Origin of the sequence: Candidatus Pelagibacter sp. HIMB1636, from assembly GCF_052047675.1 — a bacterium.
In the GTDB taxonomy this organism is placed as follows: domain Bacteria; phylum Pseudomonadota; class Alphaproteobacteria; order Pelagibacterales; family Pelagibacteraceae; genus Pelagibacter.
This window is the reverse complement of record NZ_JBNAJP010000001.1, coordinates 946,576-969,187: the sequence shown is the minus strand read 5'-3', so window position 1 is coordinate 969,187 and position 22,612 is coordinate 946,576. Positions and strand designations below refer to the sequence as shown.

At 32.4% G+C, this 22,612-nt stretch carries 16 protein-coding genes; 13 read left to right on the top strand and 3 right to left on the bottom strand.

Translation table 11 applies throughout. The features are described 5' to 3' along the window. Positions 1 to 18: 18 nt before the first annotated feature. A complete protein-coding gene (locus tag ACTTA6_RS05040; protein WP_440613816.1) occupies positions 19 to 963 on the top strand; it encodes a mitochondrial fission ELM1 family protein in 945 nt (314 codons plus the stop codon). Next, the gene (locus ACTTA6_RS05035) at positions 963 to 1,628 is read left to right on the top strand and encodes a hypothetical protein (RefSeq protein ID WP_440613817.1); all 666 of its coding nucleotides are present in this window, start codon (positions 963 to 965) and stop codon (positions 1,626 to 1,628) included. Before ACTTA6_RS05040 ends, ACTTA6_RS05035 begins: the two co-directional genes overlap by 1 nt. Here ACTTA6_RS05035 and ACTTA6_RS05030 read toward each other — a convergent pair. Further along, positions 1,625 to 1,963 carry a heavy-metal-associated domain-containing protein gene (locus ACTTA6_RS05030; protein WP_262589738.1) on the bottom strand — a complete coding sequence of 113 codons (339 nt, stop codon included), beginning with the start codon at positions 1,961 to 1,963 and terminating at the stop codon, positions 1,625 to 1,627. The genes ACTTA6_RS05035 and ACTTA6_RS05030 overlap by 4 nt on opposite strands. A gap of 80 nt (positions 1,964 to 2,043) precedes the next feature. On the opposite strand from ACTTA6_RS05030, the gene ACTTA6_RS05025 reads away from it, so the two are divergent. Continuing rightward, positions 2,044 to 2,421 carry an ATP-binding protein gene (locus ACTTA6_RS05025; RefSeq protein ID WP_440680390.1) on the top strand — a complete coding sequence of 126 codons (378 nt, stop codon included), beginning with the start codon at positions 2,044 to 2,046 and terminating at the stop codon, positions 2,419 to 2,421. Here ACTTA6_RS05025 and ACTTA6_RS05020 read toward each other — a convergent pair whose 3' ends face one another. Further along, positions 2,422 to 2,787 (bottom strand): hypothetical protein, encoded by a 366-nt coding sequence (locus ACTTA6_RS05020; RefSeq protein ID WP_440613819.1) that lies wholly within the window; start codon positions 2,785 to 2,787, stop codon positions 2,422 to 2,424. Between ACTTA6_RS05020 and ACTTA6_RS05015 the strand changes: the two genes are divergently transcribed. Next, positions 2,756 to 3,064, top strand: a complete 309-nt coding sequence (locus ACTTA6_RS05015) for a hypothetical protein (protein WP_440680389.1) — start codon at positions 2,756 to 2,758, stop codon at positions 3,062 to 3,064. The two genes, ACTTA6_RS05020 and ACTTA6_RS05015, sit on opposite strands and share 32 nt — an antisense overlap. 1 nt (position 3,065) lies before the next feature. On the opposite strand, the gene ACTTA6_RS05010 is transcribed toward ACTTA6_RS05015, so the two are convergent. Further along, positions 3,066 to 4,058: a type IV pilus twitching motility protein PilT gene (locus ACTTA6_RS05010; protein WP_075506362.1), complete on the bottom strand. Its 993-nt coding sequence runs from the start codon at positions 4,056 to 4,058 to the stop codon at positions 3,066 to 3,068. A 137-nt stretch (positions 4,059 to 4,195) separates the two neighbouring features. Here ACTTA6_RS05010 and ACTTA6_RS05005 point away from each other — a divergent pair, with 137 nt between their 5' ends. From ACTTA6_RS05005 to ACTTA6_RS04965, 9 genes are read left to right on the top strand one after another with little or no spacing between them, the layout of a single operon-like run. Next, on the top strand, positions 4,196 to 5,962 hold the full coding sequence (locus tag ACTTA6_RS05005; RefSeq protein ID WP_440613821.1) for a fimbrial assembly protein: 1,767 nt from the start codon (positions 4,196 to 4,198) through the stop codon (positions 5,960 to 5,962). After that, the gene (locus ACTTA6_RS05000) at positions 5,962 to 7,182 is read left to right on the top strand and encodes a LysM peptidoglycan-binding domain-containing protein (protein WP_440613822.1); all 1,221 of its coding nucleotides are present in this window, start codon (positions 5,962 to 5,964) and stop codon (positions 7,180 to 7,182) included. Before ACTTA6_RS05005 ends, ACTTA6_RS05000 begins: the two co-directional genes overlap by 1 nt. Further along, positions 7,182 to 8,798, top strand: coding sequence for a secretin N-terminal domain-containing protein (locus ACTTA6_RS04995; protein ID WP_440613823.1), 1,617 nt, complete (start codon positions 7,182 to 7,184; stop codon positions 8,796 to 8,798). Before ACTTA6_RS05000 ends, ACTTA6_RS04995 begins: the two co-directional genes overlap by 1 nt. A 27-nt stretch (positions 8,799 to 8,825) precedes the next feature. Continuing rightward, complete coding sequence (locus ACTTA6_RS04990) at positions 8,826 to 10,568, top strand: GspE/PulE family protein (RefSeq protein WP_440613824.1); 1,743 nt, start codon at positions 8,826 to 8,828, stop codon at positions 10,566 to 10,568. A 3-nt stretch (positions 10,569 to 10,571) separates the two neighbouring features. Beyond that, complete coding sequence (locus tag ACTTA6_RS04985) at positions 10,572 to 11,861, top strand: type II secretion system F family protein (protein ID WP_440613825.1); 1,290 nt, start codon at positions 10,572 to 10,574, stop codon at positions 11,859 to 11,861. A gap of 6 nt (positions 11,862 to 11,867) precedes the next feature. Next, positions 11,868 to 12,443, top strand: a complete 576-nt coding sequence (locus tag ACTTA6_RS04980; RefSeq protein WP_440613826.1) for a pilus assembly FimT family protein — start codon at positions 11,868 to 11,870, stop codon at positions 12,441 to 12,443. Then, on the top strand, positions 12,443 to 13,258 hold the full coding sequence (locus tag ACTTA6_RS04975) for a type IV pilus modification PilV family protein (RefSeq protein WP_440613827.1): 816 nt from the start codon (positions 12,443 to 12,445) through the stop codon (positions 13,256 to 13,258). The genes ACTTA6_RS04980 and ACTTA6_RS04975 overlap by 1 nt, the downstream gene beginning before the upstream one ends. Before the next feature lies 1 nt (position 13,259). Continuing rightward, entirely contained in the window at positions 13,260 to 16,928 is a 3,669-nt protein-coding gene (locus ACTTA6_RS04970) for a PilW family protein (protein ID WP_440613828.1), read from the top strand. Beyond that, positions 16,928 to 22,612, top strand: coding sequence for a LamG-like jellyroll fold domain-containing protein (locus tag ACTTA6_RS04965; protein WP_440613829.1), 5,685 nt, complete (start codon positions 16,928 to 16,930; stop codon positions 22,610 to 22,612). The genes ACTTA6_RS04970 and ACTTA6_RS04965 overlap by 1 nt, the downstream gene beginning before the upstream one ends.

The following is a 22,612-nucleotide window of genomic DNA, read 5'->3' as shown; positions in this document are numbered from 1 at the left end:
GAAGCTATATAGTGATTAATGTCTAAATTAAAAGGTTTATTATTAACTCAAGGGATGCACGGAATGATTAGTCAAGTCGAGGGACTTGCTAAAGCACTTGATATTGATTTTACTCACCACAAGGTTGAACTAAAGAGTATTTGGAAACTTGTTCCACCAAAATTTACTCCAATTTCTCAAAATGTTTATAAAAAGATTGAAGATAATGATTTTGATTTAATAATCTCATGTGGAAGAAAGAGTGTAATTCCATCTATTCACTTAAAACGTATTTCTAAAAAAAAAATCTTTAATATTCATATTCAAGATCCAAAAATAGATTTTAATAATTTTGATTTTATTGTTGCTCCAGAACATGATGGAATTAATGGCGATAATGTTATTAGCACAAAGGGAGCTATTCATTATCTTTCGGAGAAAGAAATTGAAGAAAATAAAGATTATTTAAAATCTTTTATCAAACAAGATGAGAGAAAAATTTGGTGCTTAATTATGGGTGGACCAACAAAATATTATGATTATTCAACTAAAAATATGAAACATATTTTCTCAATGTTTTATAAATTAATGAAGAAACATGATTTTCAATTAGTTGTAATCCCATCAATGAGAACCCCAATAAATACAATTCATTATGCAAAAGAGTTTTTTGGAGAAAATCACACAGTAATTATGAATGTAGATAAAAAGGCATATTTATCTGCTTTAGCTTTATCTGAAAATATAGTAGTTACATGTGACTCTAGCTCCATGATCTCTGAAGCTGCTTTGACAGGCAAACCAATCTATGTTGCTAATATTTTACCAAAAAAGAATGACAAAAGATTCCAAAGATTTAGAAATTTATTTAGAGAACTAAATATCACTAGAAACTTAGGTGAGGAAATTGAAAATTGGAACTATGAAAAACTAGATGAAACTAATAGAGTAGCAAAAGTTATTAAAGAAAAAATTCAATCTTAATGTCATTTTTAAATTCTATAAAAAATAATTCAAAAAAATATGAAACACCATTTGATCATTGGGAGTATAGCAATGCTCTATCTGACGGTGCAATTGAAGAGATTATTAAAGCAGATATTCCAAATTTAAGTGAGCATAATTTGAATTATGATGGAACCCGTGCAATTGATGGAGGAGCAGCAGAATTTAGAGAGGGTATTTCCTCTGGTGGTAAAGCAATAAAATTTAGATGTTTTGTAACAAAAGAGAATAGTTCGCAATTTCCAAATCTTGTTAAATTTATAAATGAACTTCAGTCAAAAGAAACTTTTGAGACAATATCCAAAATGATCAATAAAGATTTATCGAACTCATATGTAAGACTAGAGGTGATTTGTGATAGAGAGGGTTTTTGGCTCAAACCACACTGTGATATTAAAGAAAAATTAATGTCAGGATTAATTTTTGTAAATAAAACTAATGAGTCTGAAGATTTAGGTACTGATTTTTATAATGAAAAATTAGAGAAAGTTAAAACATTGCCTTACAGAAATAACTATGGTTATCTTTTTACCAGCGGACCAAATACTTGGCATGGCATGGAAAAAAAGAGTATTCTTAAAGAAAGACGATGTTTACAAGTAAACTATGTGACTTTCGAAACTGATTGGAAAGTAAATAATTAAAATTTATTTAATGAAATTAATCCAGATTTTGGATCAATAATTTTTTCATTTAAGGTAGCAACTTTTCCAACTGCAAAACCTGCGTTCTCAATTACTTTTTTAAAGTCCTCTTCAGAAAAATTTGGAGTATTTTCAAAGTTTATAAACGCAACTCCCTCTGGCCATGACACTTCAACATTGCCTTCTCCTGTTGCAGCTTTAAGTTCTTTTTCAACTTTTGCTTGGCATGCCATACATACCATTCCATCTACAACTCCAATCATAGCAACTTCTGCTTTGACTATGTTTTGAAAAAATATTAATGATGTAAATAAAACTAGTAAGATTTTTTTCATAATTCTTTTATAAACTATTTTTTTTAATTTAACATACCCATATTGGGTAATACTATTGAAATTTATTTATGAATATAGAAATGCTTTCAAATCCCTCAGAGCTAAAAGATACAAGATCGAAAATAGAGAAGTTTTGTAAGTCAAATTTACCAAATATCGATTTAGCAAGCGTAACTTTAGCAATTGATGAGGCTTTGCAAAATGTAATTCGTTACTCGTATAAAATGAAAAAAGATCAAAAAATTGATTTAAATTTAGAAATTATAAATGATAGTGAGCTTAAAGTAATAATTACTGACTATGGTGAACAAGTACCATTAGATACGATTAAACCAAGAGATTTAGATAAAGTCAGACCTGGAGGTTTGGGAGTATACTTTATAAAAAAAACCTCGAAATTTTGTGAGTACAAACATAATCAAGTGGGTCCAGGTACAACTTTAACTTTAATTTTTTAACTACTCTTCTTTAATAAGTTTAGGCTTTGAGCACATGTAAAATTGGTTGGAACCTCTTAAAGATTTTTGCAGCATTGCTAATTCATTTGAATTTTGATTATAAGTTACATTAGTCTGCAATCCTCCAATTGAACCGTTTGATGTAAAAGATGATGGGGTTTGTCTATCCATCTTGAAATTTACTTTTGTCTTTGAACTATTAATTTTTGTTAGAATGATTTGTTTTCTTTTATTTGAATAAACCCAAACAGTTGTATTTTTTTTATTTTTACAACTTAATTGATAAATATTTGCATTAGAATTTTTAGGAATAAAAGCTATAACAATAAGAACAATGGTTATTTTTAAAAAAAATTTAAACAACATTAAAATATTTTTTTTAGCTTTTTTTGCATTTTTGGCAGCTAACTATCTTTATAATAATATCATAACAAAATCCACAGCTAACAATGTAAAGTTTTTAGAGGTTGAAGTAGAACTAAAGGGCAATGTTGATTTTAATTTAAAATGTGAAGGAGCAAACAATCCAAACCCCTCAAGTGTAAATAGAGGCCTTGGTGAGCAAACTGAAAGTAATTGTACTGGTACTGGAACTTTTTCTGCAGTAGTTCCGCAACAAAGATTTACTGAAAGTTCAAATTAATTTATTCAACTAATTTTTTTAGCTTTAAACCTTCAAGACATTTTTCCATTGTAAACATTCCGTCTTTAGCAGATGTTTGGAGAGTAGATTGAATTTGCTCTGTTTTACCTTCTCTAATTAAATTTCTTATCGCAGGTGTGCCTGTCATTACTTCATGACAGCCAATTCTTCCTCCACCTTTCTTTTTTAATAATTGTTGAGACATTACTAATCTGATTGATCCAGCTAACATAGTTTGTGCTTGTTCTTTTTGAGCTGGAGGAAATACATCTAAAATTCTTGTAATTGTTGAAGAAGCACTACTAGCATGTAGGGTTCCAAAAACTAAGTGACCAGTTTCTGCAGCAGTTAATGCTAATGAAATAGTTTCAAGATCTCTCATCTCACCAACTAAAATTACATCAGGATCTTGTCTTAATGCAGATTTCAACGCTTTTGCAAAACTACCAGTATCTTTTCCAACCTCCCTTTGAGAAATAATACTTTTTTTAGCAGGATGAACAAACTCAATAGGATCTTCAATTGTAATTATATTTTCTGCTCTATGAGAATTAATTTGATCTATCATTGCGGCAAGTGATGTAGATTTACCAGAACCAGTTTGTCCTGTAACAAGAACTAATCCTGTTTTATGAGTGATTGCTTCATGTGCTGCAGGTGGCAAACCTAGTTTTTCAATATTAGGAATTTCACTTATAATTTTTCTAAGAACCATACTTGGTCCATATGAAGAATAATAACCGTTTGCTCTAAATCTCTGCCCATCAACAACAACAGCAAAATCTAAATCACCATTGCTAATTAAATAATCATATTGCGCTTTATCTAAAGATTGTTTCCAAAAAGTTTCTATATCTTGTCTTGAAACAATATCTTCGCTAAAAACTTTAATCTCACCATTTTCTCTGATTGCAAATGGTTGATTCGATCTGATGTGGATATCCGACAAATCATATTCTTTTGGATATGATTTTAATTTATCATGAAGACTCATAAATGTTTTGATGCTCTAAAAGTTATAGCTTTTCAAGTTTTTTTTAATATTGATACATATATAAAGTAACACAACTAATGCTTGTGTACCGATTCGGTATTTATTATTGTGATTTTATTCGGTTTTTATAAAAAATTATGATTGATAAAATTGGACCTCCTATTGCAAAAGCTTTTGCTCCTATCATTAAATTAATAGGAAAAAATCACTCAAAAAAAGAAAAAGTAATAGGTGTCGTTTTTAGAGATAAATTTATTCAAGCCGCAGAAATTTCATACAAAAAAGGTGTTTGTAAAATTGATAATTTCTCTAATCAACAAATAGCAGGAATTGGAGAAGACCAAGATTTTTTATCCGCAACAACATATTTAAGTGATCAAGTAAAAAATGCATTAGACTCTATTAAGACTAAAACAAAAGACATTGCCGTTTCTTTAGATACATCCAAAGCACAAATTTATAATTTACAAATTCCAATTATGGATGAAGAAAGTTTAAGGGAAGCAACTGCTTTAGGTGGATTTTGGGATCAATTTGATGAAACACCTGAAAATTTAGATGAATTTGAAACAAGTTATTCAGTTATGAGTACAAATGAAGAGCTTGGTGTAATGGACGTAGTTTTAGTTGCTATGGAGATAAAGTTTGTGGAAACTTATTCGAATATTTTTAGGCTTGCAGGTTACAATCCTGTTGTAATTGATCTAGCACCGTTTGCTCATGTTAACTCTCAAGGAATACTTCTTGGGAAAGAAGGTTTTGAAACTCCAAATGTTATTTTCAATTATTCAAAAGATGAGAAAAGTATTACTATTTGTTCCAATAAAGGTTTTCAGTATTCAGAATTAAATATTATTGAAGCAGATCAAGTATTGCTTGATACAGTTGAGGAAGTTGAGAGTGTTGAAACAGAATTTTGGGATGAAATTTTTGAAAGACTTGGTTCTCAAATTAAACAGTATTTAGTTGAGTATGAAACAAAGTATGAATTTGATCCTATAAATATTATTACAGTAATTTCAGATAAGTCAAAAATTAAAAATGTTTCAAAAGGAATTGAGCGACAATTGGGAGATGTTGTTGTTAAGCTTTATAATCCAGAGGACTCTGCTGAGATTTCTGATAGTGCAAAAAAATATATAGATTCACTTAGCAATAAATCTCTTGCATCAGAAGCAATTGGTATAGCTTCAAGAAAATTAAATTCTTTTAATCTTGAAACTAACGAAATAATTTCTGTAAATCTTTTATCTAATTTTGATCAGGTAAAAACTAACAGAAGATCAAAATCTTTAGGCAATTTTTGTTTAATGATTTCTATGATTTTTGTTTTAGGTATTATTGGACACGTTCTTCCATTTAAAATTTTAAAATTAATGAATAATTCATCTAAATTAGCTGCTACTAAAATTTTAGAAGAAGATCTCGAAAGTAAAAATAATCTTTTGCAAGGATATAATGCAAAAATTGATAGTATAAATGAAGATAAAAGAATTGCAGCAGCCTTTGGATCAAATTTAAAAACGACTGCAAATCTTTATGCAAGTTTAAATCAAATAGTTCCAAAAAATATCAGATTGACTAGTTTTGGAATACAAGAAAAACATAATATTTTATTTTCTGGTGTAGCTATGAACGATCAAGCCGTGGTAAATATGATGAATAGTTTTTCAGAAAATGAAGTTGTTAATGATAGTAAAATTGAGGCATTAGTTGAATTTTCCAAACAAGATCGAATAGCACTTTACACAGTCGCTGGACAACCTGATGTAAAAGAAGAAGATTTACCAAAAGAAAAAATAACAAAAAAATTTAACTCAAGATTATCATTAAAACCTCTGTCAACCGAGGTATTTGATGATGAAACTATAGTTTTAGATCTATTAGAGGCAGGTAAAGGATAATGTTACTAAGATTTATATTTACAACTATCTTTCTATTCTATTGTAGTAATTCTTTTAGTAGTGATCCATTTACTAATGAAATTGGTATTGTAAGAGAGCCAGAAGTAGTTGAGATTAAAATTGAAGATACAGATGAATCTGAGACAGATTTATTAATTCAAGAAGAAGCTAATGAAGAGAAATTGGCAGAGGAATTATTTAATAACACTGAAGAGGTGATTGAGGTTGTTGAGGCCGAACCTGAGAGCACTGAACTTGTTACAGTTTTAAATATTGACCCAATCATCGCATATTCTCTAAGGGATTATTTATTAAAAGGTGTTGCACTAAGCAAAGAATCTGATCATAAATTTCAAAGAGCTAAAGTAAAAAAAATCGACAGAGCAAAAACACCTACTACTCACACAATTTCGAAAGAAGATACAATTGAGAAAATCGCTTTTAGATACGGTTTTTCGTTAAGAGAAATAGAAATTGCAAATGCAATTTATCCTGGATCAAGAAAATTAGTAACTGGTGACAAGATAGTTATACCAAATAGATTTCATATCGTAAAAGAGGGTCAAAACTTAAACACTATTGCTGAAAGATATAATTTAAATGCAACACAGCTTGCTTCTTACAATGATCTAGATGATGAAAATATTATTTTGATTGGTGATAAATTATTACTGCCTTTCTTTATTCATGTAACAAATGAGAACGAAACAATAGCTGATATTGCTGGAAGATATGAAAGAGAAATAAGTGAATTAATCGAATTTAATGCTTTTGAAAAAAACACAGTTATTTTAAATGAAAATCAATTAGTAAAAATTCCAATTTATGCGAATGAGAATATTACTTATGAAAACTTAGACAAGAAGAGTATTAACGATTTTAAAATAAATAGAAAAAATCTTGCAATAATTGAGATAAGTAACAGTCAATTTATGGTTAGAGAGGGTGATAGAATAGGAAATAGAGATGGTGTGATAGTCTCAATTGAAAAAAACAAAATGATTGTTTTAGAGGACAATATTGAATATGAGTTTTTAATTAATACTCCAATAGTAGGAATGGCAATTGCATCATTACCACAATCAAATAATGAAGATTTAACCAATGATGATGTAAACAATGATGATACAAATATTGAAAATCAAACAGAGAATAATGAAAACAATAACAATGATAATGAAAATGAAACAGTAACAAATGTTGAGGATTTATTCAATTAATGACAAAATTTATTAAATTATTCCTGGTATTAACACTGTCTACATTGCTAGTAAGTTGTAGTAGTTCAAATAGACCTAAAATGGCTTATGATCAAAAGGATAAAGGAGCTGTTCAAGAAATTGAGTCTTTCAATGTAAAAGCAAGTGCTGAAAATTTTAGACAAACTGCAGAACAATTTAATCAAGATTCAAATGATATTTTAAATAAAAATAAAAAAGAGGAAAAGTTAGTAAGAAGAATCTCTTTAACAGAGGGTAAGGCGCTAGAAAAAAAATCACTTAAACTAATTGATAGAAATTTAAAGATTAAAAAGTTAGAGGATACTGAAGTAAGTTTAAAGCTTAATAATATGAATATAAGATCAGCTTTAAAATTATTCGCTGGATTAGTTCAGAGAAATATTATCATAGGTAATGAAGTTAGTGGCGAAATAACTATAGACTTTGAAAATATAAAATGGGGCTCTGCTGTTTATGCTATATTAGATATTAACAGTTTAATTATGACTGTTGATGAAGATTCTGGTTTGCTAAGAGTTCATACAAAAGAATTTTTTGCTGAATTAGAAAAAGCTAAAATAGATAATACTATAGAGGAAAATAATAATTTAGCTTCCTTAGATATTGGCGGTTCAGTTTCAAACGATGGAGATGGTTCTGAACCTTTGGTTACAGAGATATTTAAAGTCTTTTATCAAAGTTCAACAGATTTAGTAGAATCTCTTGGGGAAGTTATGGGTGAAACCGAAGGTTTTACTATGGTAGATGATGAAAAAAATAATCAAATTATAATTACAGGCACATATGCACAATTAAATCAGGCAGAAAATATTTTAAACAAAATTGACTTGGAAAAAAAACAAGTAATGATCGAGGCTTATATTGTTAATGCAACTGATGGCTTTAATAAAAACTTTAGTGCGAACATAGATGCATTAAATGCTGCGGCAACTGCAAATGGAAGTGATAGAATAACTTTTTCAGGGATTGATACCAACCCAGGAAATACAACTTCAATAACTCCTGTGGCTGATACGAGTCCTGAAGCTATATCTAATGCAGATTTATCAGATGCAGTCAGTTTGGCAGGAGGAGCATTTTTGCTTGGAAATATAGGAATGACAAAGATCAAAGCTGTAATCACTGCATCAGTGAAAGACTCTAATACAGAAACAGTTTCAAATCCAAAACTATTTGCAATGGACGGTGAAGAAGCAACTCTTACTCAAGGTACAACTTTAGTAAAAGTAATTCCAGCTTCAGGTGATGCTGCAGGATCTACAGTAGAAATTCCACAAAATTTAAGCATCACGGTGAAACCGGAAATTGTTGGAGAAAGTAGAGTAAAAATTGAATTATCACTTGCAAATGATGCACCAGGTGAAAGCTCAGGTGATGACGTTGTAACGAACGAGGAATCACTTACATCTATAGTACAAATTAATGCAGGTGATGTAGCTGTGCTTGGAGGTGTTTATAAAAATACTAGAGAAAACAGCGAAACTTATGTGCCGTTCTTCTCAAAAATTCCATTACTAGGAGCATTTTTTAGACAAACAACTGATAAAGACGATAAAACTCAACTGTTAATATTCCTAAGTGCAAATGTTGTATAAGTTATAATTTTTATTATAACTTTAAACATGCCTTCAATAAATCCTGAAATAAGTATTAAGATTTCAAACCTTTTAAAAACTAGTGGAAAATTATCTGAAGCTAACTTTAATGAGGCTAAAAAAAAATACGATAGTAATGGCAAGGTTCCTCTTGGAGTTTTAGAGTATTTAATTGATGATAAATTAGTAAGTGAAGATGATATTGTTTCTGCAGTTTCAAGAAATTATGCTTTACGTAAAACTATTCTAACTGAGCAAAATATTAAAAAAGAAGCTGTAAAAAAACTTCCAAAAGATTTTATAATGGAAAACGAAATGCTTCCATTTGAACTAAATGGAAGAATTTTAAAAATTGCTTTGTTTGATCCAACTAAATCTACATTGGCAGGTAAAATTAAAAGCATGACTGGATGTAATGTAGAGTTGTATGTTGCAAAACCTTCTAATTTAGATCAAGCTTTAAAATTTAAATCTGTAATTGAAGCGACACAAGACTCTCAAAATAATCAAGCACAAAAATCATCAGTCTCAAAACCAAATTTAAACGTGAAGGTTCCAAATGTAAAAATTACTCAAGGTGAGAATGCTGTTGTGGAATTTGTCGATAAACTTTTAAATGAATCATTTTTTAGTGGCACTAGTGATATTCATATTGAAATTTTTAGAAGAGGTGAGGCAAGAATAAGATTTAGAAAAGATGGCGTCCTCCAAGAACAATTACAGTTCAAACAATTTTTGATGGAGAATTACAATGCAATAGTAACAAGGCTAAAAATTATGTCAGGTTGTGATATTTCAGAAAAAAGGTTGCCTCAAGATGGAAAACTTCAATTTAAAAATCCACAACCAAAAAATGAAGATGATGTTGATATTGATGTTAGATTTTCAGTTATTCCAGCTAAAGAAGGTGAAAGAGTTGTTATGCGTTTACTTGCTGCTGGACCAGATCTTGGTTTAGAGCAAATCGGTCTAGATAAAGAGGATTATGATAACTTAGTTACAGCTATAACTGCTCCTCAAGGAATGGTTTTGGTAACTGGACCAACAGGAAGTGGTAAAAGTACAACTCTCTATGGCTGTATCAAAAAAATAAATAATCCTGGAACAAATATAATGACAGCTGAAGACCCAGTTGAATTTTATTTAAAAGGTGTTGGACAAATTCAAGCCAACAATGAAATTGGTTTAACATTTGAAGCGATATTAAAATCTTTTTTAAGACAAGACCCAGAGGTAATTCTAGTTGGAGAGATAAGAGATAAATCTACAGTGGATATTGCAATTAAAGCAGCTTTAACTGGACACTTGTTATTAAGTACACTTCACACAAACGATGCAGTTTCTACGGTTGTCAGATTAGTAAATATGGGCGTTCCAAGTTTCATGGTTGCATCAGCCTTAAGTTTAATTGTTGCTCAAAGGTTAGCAAGAAAGAATTGTTCTTCTTGTACAGTTGACGACGAAAAAGGGACTAAAGAAACTTTATTGCAATATGGTTTTAAAGAGGAAGAGTTAAATACTTTTACCCCCAAAATGGGTGCAGGTTGTGCAGAATGTAACAACACTGGATACAAAGGAAGACAAGGAATTTATGAGGTGTTAAAAAAAACTCCTAACTTGGAAGCTGCGATATTGAGAGATGCTAGAGGAGATGAAATGCTTGAAGTTGCAATTAAGGATGGTTTCAAAACTATGCAAGTTATTGGCAGAAATTTTATTAAAAAAGGTATATTATCTGTTGAAGAATATTCTAGAATTTTAGTAGTTTAGTTTATGGCAACATTTCAATATGCTGGTGTTCAAGCTGGAAAAAAAATTAATGGTGTAATTTCTGCATCTGATCCAAAAAGTGCTGCAGTAGAACTTAGGAAAAAGAAAATTATTGTTACCTCAATCAAAAAAGGTAACGGTAAATCCGAAAAGAAAGGTCCACCATCTTTGGATGATGTTCCTATAAGTAACGCCCCTATTATTATTGCAAAAGGAAATATTTATTTAAATTTTGGACCTTGGGCCAAAGTTCCACCGAAGGAATTATTGCAGTTTACAAAAAAAGTATCAACTATGATCAAGGCGGGTTTGCCTATTTTAGAGTCTATCATGATGATCAGAGATCAAACTGTACATATGAAGATGAAAATGACTGCTCATGCCATAATAAAAGATTTAAATGGTGGAATGAATTTAACGGATGCTTTTGCCAAGCACCCAAAAATTTTTGACAATATTTATTTGAATATGATTTCTGCAGGTGAGGCTAGTGGTAAATTAGATGAATTTTTAATTAAACTTGTAGAGTTATTAGAGAAAAATGCAAAAATTAAACAAGGTATTAAAAGTGCATTATTTTATCCAATAATGCTTTTGACGGTTGCAACAGTAATTACAATTTTCATGTTATGGAAAGTCGTTCCTGTTTTCGAGAAGATGTATGGCTCAATGGGTGTTCAACTCCCAGCAGCAACTTTAGTTATTGTTAATGCGAGTAGATTTATTGCTAATCCAACCAATATAATGAAAATCGTTGGAATTATAGTAATTATTAGAGTTTCTTATAACTTCATGTACAAAAATATAGAGGGATTTAGACATGTAATGCATAAGAGATTTTTAAAATTTCCATTGTTTGGAGATTTAATTGTTAAGGCAACAGTGTCTAGGATGTGTATGATTATGGCCAATCTAACTAGAGCTGGAGTAAGTATCATAGACACAATAAAGATTTCCAAATCTGTTACTACAAATCTAGTTTTTATTTATGCGTTAGAGAGAATTGGGAGGCAGATAGTAACTGGTCAAACATTGTCTGCGTTACTACAAAAAGAAGAACATATATTCCCTCCAGCTCTTGCACAGTTAACAGCTGTTGGTGAGAGAACAGGAAATATGGAAGAAATGTTTCAGTCAATTGCAACTTACTATGAAGAAGAATTTGATGGTGTTGTTGCGGCCTTATCCTCAATTATAGAACCATTAATGATTGTGATAATTGGTGCGATTATCGGGGTTCTTATGATAGCTTTGTACATGCCAATCTTCAGTATTGGTCAAGCTGTAGGATAGACCTTAATGAAAATCAAAGAAAAAGGTTTCAGTATTTTGGAGTTGATGACTACTATAGCCATCATATCCATTATTGGTGCAGTTGGTTTTCCAGCAATTGATAATTTTGGTGATCAAGATAATTTCGAGAGCGATCTTGCAACAATTCGAGGGCAAATAAATTATGTTAGACAGCTTTCCCTGGAAGATGGAAACGCTTATACAATCAGAATTGTAAATGATACTTCTAACAATACTGCAGATTTAGAAGTTTGGCAGGCACAAGGATTGAATAGATACAATGTAGAATATCATAAATCTACAGCCACCAAATGTTCTGATTTTGATGGCACAAATGATAAAGGAACTAAGCTAACAGATTTAACAAAAGAACTTGAGCATATGACAATCAGTAGATGTACATCTACGACAGGTAGCTGTACAAAAGTTTCTGCCTCTAATAACTTTTTTTGTTTTTTACCTGATGGATCTTCGCCTGAAAATGCTAGAGGAGAAATACAAGCCTCTGAAAATGCTGGAGGAAAAAAAGATTATTTACACACTTACGAGACAGGTTTTTTTAATAATGGGAATAGAATGTAATGAATTTAAAACACAAACTTCAGAGGGGCGTATCTTTGGTTGAGGGAATGACAGCAGCTGGTGTTTTGGGCATAGCTGTAACTGTATTTATGACATTACAATCTTATCAAGAAAGAGATTTTGCAAATTTAAGGAAGTTTGACAAAGCTGCTTATGCAGTAGAATTAATGTTTGAAGAACTTGCTGCTGTTTACAATCCTGTAGCTGCGCAATATGGAAATCCAAGAGTATTTGAAGATACAACAGCAGGCGCTTCTTTAAAAGTAAAGGGTCTTGCTCAATTACCAGGTGATGGAGATCAAATAATAATCGAGGGAGTGGGTGGTAAATACGAAATTACAGACTCAACTGCTTTCGATGATGATAACAATACTACTTTATCTTTGGAAAGATCAGATGTTCCTGATGATACACCAAATAAAAATATGGCATCTGATGCTACAGAAAATGCTCCAATTACATTTATATCTAATTCTGAAGGTAGTTTGGATCCTTATGATGATCTAGACATGACAAAGTTTGAAGACACCACATATAAAGCGACAATAACAAATCAAAAAGTTTTGGCTGACCTAGATAATTGGGGAACTTTATTGAAGAAGCATCTCGGTCCTGCAAGAACTGGAGATAAGAGATTATTAGAAATTGAAGACATCGAAAAAGATGTCCCTGTTGATAAAGATAATGATGGAGTTACAGATCAAGAAGATGGAGTTGATATTTATGAAACCGTCAAAAAGAAACAAGTTACAATAATTATTAAACAAGACAAAATTGAAGAAAAATTTAGAAGATTATTTTTAGCTGGAACTTAAAATGAATTTAAAAAAATTTATTACTCAAAAAGGATTATCTCTTACCGAAGCTTTAGTTGCTGTGGTTGTTTCAACAATCGTAATGGGAGCAACTTACACAATTTATAATAATTTTCAGGGTACATTTGTCAGACAAATCAATCACAATAATATGAAACAGGAGGCTAGATTTGCACTACATGTATTACAACACGATAGCAAGATGGCTGGTTATAAACATCCTGATAGTACCGATGGTGAAGTTCAAGTGCCGGTAAAGGTTTTAAATACAGATGGTACAGAAGTTGCAGATGATACTGAGTTTGGAGAAATTGTATCATTTTGTTTTGATACCGAGGATAATAGTGGAAATATTCAAAGAAAATTAATTAAGTACGAGTTAAAAGCTCCATACTCTCCTATTACTGATAAAACTGTATTAAAGAAAAAAGTTTGGAACACAACAAATTGTGACGAAGATGATACTGTCAATACAACAGTCGATGCAGACTGGATGCCTGTTGCCCAGTTTTTTGATGAAATTGGAATTAGAATTAGAAGTAAGCATATTGATTTTGAAATCACTCTTGTCTCTAAAGATGAAAAAGTAACAGAAAAATATACAGCTTCTGCTTACATGAGAAATTTAAACTTTGGTGGAAAAACTTATTATGTCTATGATGAAGAAGATCTTCATGAAAATAGGACAGCTGTTATACCTTTTACCGGTAGTTTAAAAGTTCAGTGTGCAAATAATCTTACAAGAGATATTCAGCTTGCAAACTTTACAACCTCTGATGATATTATCATACTCCATCAAGGTGAAACAGTTGGAGGGACAAGTCTTACTAGGACACATGATGCTATAGTTTTTAATTCAGAAAAACCACCTGCAATCACTGGTATACCAAGTGTTAGCCATGATGAAATGAGGTTAAAGTTGGTCACAACTACTGTTGCTGCCAATTTACCCCCAGGTCTCACCGTAACATCTGGATATGATGATTTAAATAATAATAACTCTGCTGATGATGGTGAATGGGATGGATCATTAACCCTTGAGGGTACTTTAGATAACTTAGATACGAATTACACTTTTAACTCTGACGGTTATCAAGATTTTACGATTAGATTAAAAGCAGATTTAGACACAAGTTGTGACAGTCAACCTTGGGAAGATCAAAATGAGGCGTACAAAGATTATAAGGTGAGAGTAATGAAGTATGATGCACCTCAATTTTCTGATGTAAATTTGCATACTTGGGAAGCAAAAGGTTTTACTTATGGAGATGCAAATTATGAGAGAAAAGGAACATCAAGTTATAATGGAGGTCCTAATTACGATTTAACAGATGATGGAAGATCATTTTATATACAGCAAAATTTAGCATCTCCTTCTTTTTTAGCTTCTACTGAGGAATATGACTCTTTTGTTTTAAAAGGAATGATTTGTTCCGGCGGTTATCCAGATTGTAACCATGATATGAGTGCATGGATGGATGACGACATGTTAGGATTTGCAGCTGGATATCAAAGACCTAGCGTAGTTCAAAAAACTTGGCCAGATGGTAGAATTAGAGCTTGTGCTGGAATTGATTATGAAAGTTTAAATGGCACATCTGGATTTAGTGCGTCTAAATTAAGAAACTCATTAAGAAGTAGTGATAAAACAGAATGGGACGGTTTATCTGCTTCTGAAAAAAATGAATGGTGGGGTGAGCCAGCAGATCTTGTTTATGATATGTATTTATGGTCTTGGTGGGGGGCACAAGGTAATAGATCTGCTATCCATCTACATCATTTCAAAGGTTATGAGTTCGATCACACTAGAAATTGTGGTTATAATGAAGGATCCTATCTATCACATGCTGATATGAATAGGTTAACTGGATGGTCTACTCCCAATTCATCAAAAATGTCTGATTTCAATGAGAATGGATACAATAGACTTTTTATGAGAACTGATAGCACTAGACCAACAAATACTGGTTCTAGGAACTGTAATAATAGAGGGAGTTCATTTTCAAGAATTAGTTATAATCCTGGTGCAACTCATAAATGGGGATGTGGACACGGAAAAAATACTGGTGTTAAAAATACTGTCACGCTTACATACCACCCAAATAAATTTAGAGCCAATATAGATAACAAACCACATGTTGCTAATAGTAACAGTCAAAGGTTCACAGCATTTGATTATAGATTTGATAGCGATGGAGACTTATTTGATCACACACTATCTGCTTGGCCTTATAATGAAGATACAACACCAACTGCTATTACTCTACCAAGCGGAGATGATGATACCGAAGAATTAAAAACAGAAGGGTTTAAAAGATTTCAAAAAGGTTCAGTTGCAATAGTTTCTTTTTCACAACCTGACAATAGGTATTCTAATATTCAAATTGCAAGACTACCAAGGTTTATTCCTGACAAAACTGATGGCAATAAACCAATGCCTAAAGCACAAAACTTATATTATTACATGGACGAAGACTATTTTACAGTAAACAGAATATATGGTTTGCTAAGTAAATCTTATGATCCCTTTGGAGAACACATAGAAGTTTTGGTGCAGTCAAATTCATCAGCTAACTGTGCACAAATCGGTGGTAGAGGAACAAATGAAACAGGTTCAATTAAAACTCAAAGTATAGATGGTTCTAGTAGATCTATGAATTGCAGATTGAGTGGCGAGTGGAGAGCAACCTCAGCAGTTTGGGCTAATAATACAGAACTTCCAAATATAGGAGAAATGTATGATACTCAAGATAAAGATTCTTATAGTGGTGCCAGGGCAACAGTAACAACTACCGCAGGAAATACTATTTATGTTTTTGCCGATGGTTCTTTCAGATATCAAGCTTATGCAGATGGTTTTAATGATGGTACTCCAAAAGAAGATTCTTTTTATTATGCAGTTCAATCAGAAGATACCTCTAATAGTAGAATTTCAGACATAAAAAAAGTTTATATTGGTTTTAATATTGGAAACACTACACCAACAGGAGTTTCGTTTAAGGAAGCAGATGGTACAGCCATCACAGATAATAATAACTTTGATATTGCTGAGGATGATAACAAAGATCTAATAGTAGGTGAGATTTATGCTACTAGTACTCAAGAACCTGATACACATGATTTTGTAAGATTTAATCTTGGTGAAGTTCCAAATGATGATGCTGATAAAGATGTAGATCACGGAACTAGATTTAGAATTGACCAAAAAGATGATAAATTTTATTTAGTTTTAAATGATGATAGTGACATTAGATGGTCTAATTTACCTTCAAATAAAAAATATTTCTCGATAAGAATTGTTGCTACAGATTTAAGAGGAAATCAATTAACTACTACAGAAAAAGTATATGTAGATAGAGTTGATTGCTCAGAAACAGCAATGGAAAATATCACTGTTTATAAAACAAAAGCAGCAATGACCATTGAGGGTTATATTCAAGGAAAAGAAGGAGAGAAAGTATTTAGGAGACAGACAGTCCCACTAACTACTAGCTTGGATGAGGCTGTAATTACATTTGAATATCCCGAAAGGTCAGTACAACCATCTGTAAAAATAGCTGAAAAAACAGTAACAGTTGATGGAGAGGATGTTGTTATTGGAATGTTGTCAAATAGATGTAAGGAAACTCATAGTTACATTGATAGACAGCAACTTTGGAGCGATTCATAATGAAAAAACGAAAAAACGAAAAAGGTTTTGTCCTTGTATTTGTGATTGCTGTCGTCTCAGCATTGTCAATTATGACGGGAGCTATGTTTTTTTATTATGACAATGATTTAAAAAGTGTTTCAAGAAATTCAATTATGCAACAAGTAAATCTTGCTGCGGAAACGGGATTACAAGAAGGTCAGAAATGGATCACTGATCAGCTAAATTCAAATAGTTTTACTCTAGTTGATATTCAAAATACCCTTAATGTTGCTGACTCAGATAATAAATGCCTTAATAGGCATGGTTTTACCAATTCTAGTGAAGATATTTATTATGCAAAAAGAATAAATGCAAATCTTGGAACAGATGATCCAAAATTTGAAGACATGTCTTATGAGGTTTTTGTTCAAAGGCATGCAGATGTAGTTCGATCTATTTATTTCTCAGCAGAGGGTTCAAAAAACAATACTGAAAAAGATACTACTTACACAGACAGATCTTTTGCGCTTGTTGAAAACTTTAAAGATTTTCCAAACGATCAATTTACAATTGAAATGTGGATACAAAATAAACAGCCAGGATCTACTTATGACATGCATGCTTTTGAATGGGGTAGAACTTGGGATTTAGTATTTAAAGTTAAAAATGATGAGTGGTCTCCAAGACTTGGAGAAGTTGTTTTGGATGACCAAGGAGATATTGGATCTCCTGTTAAGGATGAGTGGGTTCACATTGCATGGGTATGGGATGGAGGTACACCGGGGAGTACTGATACCGGTAATGTAAGAATTTACCAAAATGGAACTTTAAGCGGAACATATAATGCAGATATAGGAGCTAGAGCTAAATCTGGTTATACTAATCCTCCTGAGACATTACCTGAAGGAGATTTTTGGCCGTTAGCAATCGGAGAAGGTTTGGCTGGCTTTAATCCTAGTAGTTATTTGACTGGAGATCCAATAATTCAAAGTGTTCCTTGGCTTGGTAATATTGCTGAAATGAGAATATGGAATGTATCAAGATCAGGCACTGACATTGCAAACAATAATAGAAGAAGATTAACAGGTTCTGAACCAGGATTAGTTTCATATTATAAGTTTAATGAAGGATCAGGTAATACTGCTAAAGATTTTAATACCTCAAGAGCAGCTGATAGAAAAAATGATGCAACGATTTATGGTATTGGAAATAAAGGAACTTTATGGAAAACAGAAATTGTTAAATATCCAGTTACTTCAACAACAGACGATGCACCGTCGATCAATGTTCCACCTGGAGAAGATGTTGTTTACTACAAAATTTTATCATGTGGAAAAGGACCTCAAGAACAAATCGTTCCTCTTGAATTAATTGTTTCAGCCCCAGTTCAAAAAGGAGATGTAGGAGATGGTAAAATTACACTCACAGAGGAAGACTTAAACGATCTAACTGGTCAAGAAGGTACTCCATTAATAACACCTTTGAATAACTATATTGCTCAAGAAGGAGTAACTGGAGATATTAAAATTCAAACCAAAGATAATACCAATACAAACTTTTATGTTTTTAAAAGGTCTATGGAGCAATGTAGTAACTCTAATTCATTTACAGATTTCAGTGCCGCCTCATCATACTCCGAAGGAGACTGTGCAGAATTTGAGGATAAGTTGTATTTCCTAGAAAAAGATGATGGAAAATCAGCTGGTGACGATTTTATTGAAGATGATTGGTCTGAGGTTTTGGGTAGTGATTGTGACGGTGTACAATTTACATCAAATTCAGGTGATAATAGTTATGGCCATTATTATAAATATTTTTCAACTGCACCAAATGTAACTTCTGATCTTGGTTACAATGGTGACTCGATTGACTGGTGGGAAGCAAAAAGAAGAGCTGAGCAATCTACTTGTGGAGGTATGCGAGGATATTTAGTTTCTATAGAAAGTGCTGAAGAAAATGAATTTATTAAAGATGCTGTAATGTGCAATAGCAGTACGCAGTCTGGCTGTACTGGAGTTACCCCTTTTCATGTTGCTGCTGGAGAAACCAGAGAAAATTACTATGGAACAAGATTAGATCAATCTAGTGATCAACACTATATCTGGCTATCAAACTCAGATTGGAGAAATCCAACCTCGAATGCAGCCAATATGCAATCAGAGTCAGGACCTTTAATGGGAATGAGTGTTTCCTATACAAACTGGCAAAGTGGTGAACCCAATAATTCAGCAGAGCCATATGCTGATATGGAAATAAATAGAAGCGGTAGAACTAACGGGGGTTGGAATGATTTAAGAAGAATTCCAAATTGTAGTTCTGGAGGACTAGATTGTATTACTGGTTATGTTGTTGAATATGGAGGTTTTGATCATTTTAGCTTAGAGCATGATATTAACCAAGATGGTGACACTGACGATGCAGATGAAATAGATATTAGTGGCTATAATTTTTGTGTCGCAAGAGCCACTATAGAGGCAGACACATATGTAGCTCCAGTAGATGGAAACAGTGATGGAGATTTATTAGATCTTGATGCAGATACCAACCCAGATGTTATAGAAGATTATTTAAAACTTGATACTGGTGCTGAAGATTATCCTTCAGCAATAACAGGTGACACATCTTCATCTTCTGTAGATCATGACACGACTGATGATTATCCAGGTTGGAATGCCTACACAGGAGTCCTTACTATGGTTCATTCTGGTAAACCAAATGATTGGAGTTCAACATCAACTTATTCAGCTGATGATTTTGTTTGGTTTAATAATAGAGTTTGGAAAAATACTTCAGGTGGTACGATAACTGGTGGTTCTTCTTTAGATTTAACTCAAACTCCTACAATTTATAATCCACATAATTGGACTATGTATGAAGGTGATGAGTCTGATGCGCCTTGTGCAGATGTAGATGTTTGGACACAAGCATTTGAGTCTATAAAATATTACAATTCAAAAGAAGTAGATGCAGAAGAAGGAGCAAACCCTTATGCTTATGAAGGAACAGATGGTTCAGACGGCACAGAAGGTGAAGATGCTGAAACTACTACAGCCTCACTTGGAGAAAGAACAATTTTATTTTCTTTAGGTCCTCTTCATGTTGAAGAGCATAGAGATGGATACAATCACTTCTACGAATTTTATGAGTTTCCTGCTAGACCAGATGGAACTGCTAATTCAAGTCAAAACCTATACAATAATAAAAATAGAAGAATGAATGAAGCGTTCTCTTTATCTAGACAATTAGATTATTTTGGAAAAAGTGGATACCTTGCAACTATAACAAGCGAGTCTGAAAATGATATCATTACAACTAAAGCAATTGGTAATGGATGGATGGGTGGATTAGCAATGTCGGATAACGCAAATACTGTAGCTAATTTAAATAAATGTGGTGGTTTCCGACAAAGATCTAATAGAGCTCAAGCAACAGCTGATTTTCAAGCTTTACGAGATTTTGAAAATATACCATTTTATAGAAATGGCCAAACTTATGGTGCTAGTACGAGATATGTTAGAAATATAGTTGAAAAATATCAAACAACAACAGCGAGAACAATTACATCAATATCAAAAGCTAATCCGGCATTAATTACAACAAGTTCGGCACATGGGCTTACCAGTGATGATATCATTAAGATTGCAGATATTAGCACTGCAAATCAGATGAATGTTGATGGTATGACACAACTAGCAACTGGATTTTATAGAGTTAGGGTCGTTTCCAATACAACTTTCAGACTTGTCGATTTAGATACTAGAAATAATATAAATTCTACTTCTTGGTCTAATTATACAGCAAGTTCAGCTCAAATGTGGTTACTGGAAGGGTATCAGAATGAATATTACAGAAAAGGATCTTCATCACTAACTGCATCAAACGCAAACCCCCAATCTCAGTCTGGTTTAACATTGTTTTATAAAGATCCTAAAATAGCTTTGTCTTCAAATGCAGCAATTACAGGCAATAATACAAAAAGATATTTTACAGATTCGTTTACAAACATTGATGATACGGTAACGAGCACAGAATGTCCTGTATGGAGATGGATGACCGGACCTGAAGGTATGTTATGGAATGGAAGAGGTTTGGCTTTTGCTCCAACACGAACAGCATCTGGAACACCTTCTGCAAATAATGGAACCTGGGAAAGAGGTGTTACAGCTGGTTCTAATGATCCTCAAGGTCAACAAATTGGTGAAGTGTTTGTTGATGGTATGCCATTTAGAAATTGGAATGGAACTGGAGAACCTAATAATGTTGCACAAACAGAACATGGTATTCATTTATTAGGAACTCATTTCGATGACGATGATGAGCTTACATGGAATGATTTACACAATTGGAGCGCAAGTTATTCAAATAACTTTAATTATTCAATAAGAGGGTTAGTTTTAGAATACGGGGGTATGGAAAATGATGAAGATCCTAATATTAGAATAGCTACAAAAAGAGTAATTAAACTTTTTGATAGGAGAGTAACAAAAGCCATTGTGAAAATAAAATCAGGAGCTGAAACTGGCGACAAACTTGTAGTAGGCTCAGAGGAACTTAATGCAGTTAATTTAACTGCTACAGGAAATGAAACTAGCGAGGTTACTTTGTCTGGAGATGCAACTTGTAAAAATTATGTTGATTTAATTAAATCTATGTATTTTGAACACAATGCATCTGCTGATGGAACAAGAGAAATAGAGGTATTGTTAGGAGATATTCAAAAGCCAAGTAACGCTGAACATTATTATCAGTTAAAAGATACTGAGTTAAGTTACAATCAAGCAAATTTTCAAGCGAGTTATCAAAACCTTTGTGGAATTCAAGGTTATTTAGCTAATGTTACAACATCCGCAGATCTAGATGCAATTGAAGAGCTTGGTGTAACTGATGATAAACAAGTTTGGGTCAATGGAACAGATGAATGTCAGGGTGGAATTTTTAGATCTGGATTTTGGAGATATACATCTGGACCTTGGAAGGACAAAGAGTTTTGGAGATTAAGATTAGATATTGATTTGGATGACGCAGACGACATTAGAGATAATTTAGAAAATGAAGCAAGTTGTGGTGTAACTTCTACGAGGTCTAGTCAGGCTAGTGTTAGAGTAGGACCTTTTACTGCTGCAAACTGGATTAGCTCTCATCCAGCTGCTAATACAAATGATTATCTTGTTTTCCAACAAACTAGTTCTGCATCTACAACTGGAATTATGACTAGAGGTGGTATGGCTAGCTCCGATGTTGAAGGGTTCATCATTAGATATGGAGGAAGTGTAGGAGATTTTACTGGTGCAGATATTGAAGAAGATGATAATGACATTAATGTACTATTAGGTCCTGAAAGAGCTGAAATTTCTTTTTACAATGATGGAAGTGATAATAGTATTTTTATAAGCGATGAGGACTCTGTTAAAGTTGATACCACTGGTGATTTAGCATTATCTACAGGGTGGTCTAAAACAGCTGATTTTGTAGCTTCTAGTAATTCACCATTAAAAATTACGTCACCTTCTGGTGAAGTTGCAACCATTCAACAATGGCGAGACGAGCTTCAAAAAGTTTACTATCAAAGTACTGATACTAGCGATTTTACTCCAGGAAATAGAAAAATTAAAATTAAGCTAGTGTATGGAGATACTTCATTGAATCAAGAAATTGGAATTGTAAAAGCTATAGGAAGCAGAAACGCTGTTACTGTTACACCTATATCTTGGAATAATAGATAA

Excerpts from the sequence above, each read along its gene's own strand:
- ACTTA6_RS05015 (WP_440680389.1), top strand. The coding sequence starts at position 2,756 with ATGGTTATTTTTAAAAAAAATTTAAACAACATTAAAATATTTTTTTTA.
- ACTTA6_RS05000 (WP_440613822.1), top strand. The coding sequence starts at position 5,962 with ATGTTACTAAGATTTATATTTACAACTATCTTTCTATTCTATTGTAGT.
- ACTTA6_RS05005 (WP_440613821.1), top strand. The coding sequence starts at position 4,196 with ATGATTGATAAAATTGGACCTCCTATTGCAAAAGCTTTTGCTCCTATC.
- ACTTA6_RS04970 (WP_440613828.1), top strand. The coding sequence starts at position 13,260 with ATGAATTTAAAAAAATTTATTACTCAAAAAGGATTATCTCTTACCGAA.
- ACTTA6_RS04965 (WP_440613829.1), top strand. The coding sequence starts at position 16,928 with ATGAAAAAACGAAAAAACGAAAAAGGTTTTGTCCTTGTATTTGTGATT.
- ACTTA6_RS05020 (WP_440613819.1), bottom strand. The coding sequence starts at position 2,787 with ATGTTGTTTAAATTTTTTTTAAAAATAACCATTGTTCTTATTGTTATA.
- ACTTA6_RS04985 (WP_440613825.1), top strand. The coding sequence starts at position 10,572 with ATGGCAACATTTCAATATGCTGGTGTTCAAGCTGGAAAAAAAATTAAT.
- ACTTA6_RS04975 (WP_440613827.1), top strand. The coding sequence starts at position 12,443 with ATGAATTTAAAACACAAACTTCAGAGGGGCGTATCTTTGGTTGAGGGA.
- ACTTA6_RS05030 (WP_262589738.1), bottom strand. The coding sequence starts at position 1,963 with ATGAAAAAAATCTTACTAGTTTTATTTACATCATTAATATTTTTTCAA.
- ACTTA6_RS05040 (WP_440613816.1), top strand. The coding sequence starts at position 19 with ATGTCTAAATTAAAAGGTTTATTATTAACTCAAGGGATGCACGGAATG.
- ACTTA6_RS05025 (WP_440680390.1), top strand. The coding sequence starts at position 2,044 with ATGCTTTCAAATCCCTCAGAGCTAAAAGATACAAGATCGAAAATAGAG.
- ACTTA6_RS05010 (WP_075506362.1), bottom strand. The coding sequence starts at position 4,058 with ATGAGTCTTCATGATAAATTAAAATCATATCCAAAAGAATATGATTTG.
- ACTTA6_RS04990 (WP_440613824.1), top strand. The coding sequence starts at position 8,826 with ATGCCTTCAATAAATCCTGAAATAAGTATTAAGATTTCAAACCTTTTA.
- ACTTA6_RS04980 (WP_440613826.1), top strand. The coding sequence starts at position 11,868 with ATGAAAATCAAAGAAAAAGGTTTCAGTATTTTGGAGTTGATGACTACT.
- ACTTA6_RS04995 (WP_440613823.1), top strand. The coding sequence starts at position 7,182 with ATGACAAAATTTATTAAATTATTCCTGGTATTAACACTGTCTACATTG.
- ACTTA6_RS05035 (WP_440613817.1), top strand. The coding sequence starts at position 963 with ATGTCATTTTTAAATTCTATAAAAAATAATTCAAAAAAATATGAAACA.